The sequence below is a fragment of the Adlercreutzia equolifaciens genome, from assembly GCF_029076695.1.
In the GTDB taxonomy this organism is placed as follows: domain Bacteria; phylum Actinomycetota; class Coriobacteriia; order Coriobacteriales; family Eggerthellaceae; genus Adlercreutzia; species Adlercreutzia equolifaciens_A.
In genome coordinates this window covers 1-304 of the sequence record NZ_JARFIK010000365.1, presented here as the reverse complement: position 1 = coordinate 304, position 304 = coordinate 1, and the positions used below count along the sequence as shown (strand labels likewise).

The following is a 304-nucleotide window of genomic DNA, read 5'->3' as shown; positions in this document are numbered from 1 at the left end:
GTATTTGAGAAAGATCTAAAGTCAAAGGATGTCGACAAATTTGTTCAATGCTATGCGGTTTGTAAAGGAGATTGCGACGAAACTGCACAATTACATTTTGTATCCAAGGAAAATGTAACATATTGGGAAGATTTAGACGATTTGCAAATTCCCTATTATTTTCTTAAAGAGGTAATCGCTGTTATAAATGGGCTTCATATCGGGAAAACAATATACGACAACAACTGCTTGGAGGAGCTAAAAAGCATTCTGGTAAGAATCTCGCAAAACACCCTGAGAGACCAGACTAAATAAGAATTAAACA

At 35.5% G+C, this 304-nt stretch carries 1 protein-coding gene; it reads left to right on the top strand.

Annotated features, from left to right (window positions below; translation table 11 throughout):
• The coding region (locus tag PZH32_RS12770; RefSeq protein WP_275208632.1) for a hypothetical protein at positions 1–294 on the top strand (294 nt) is incomplete at its 5' end.
• Positions 295–304 lie beyond the last annotated feature (10 nt).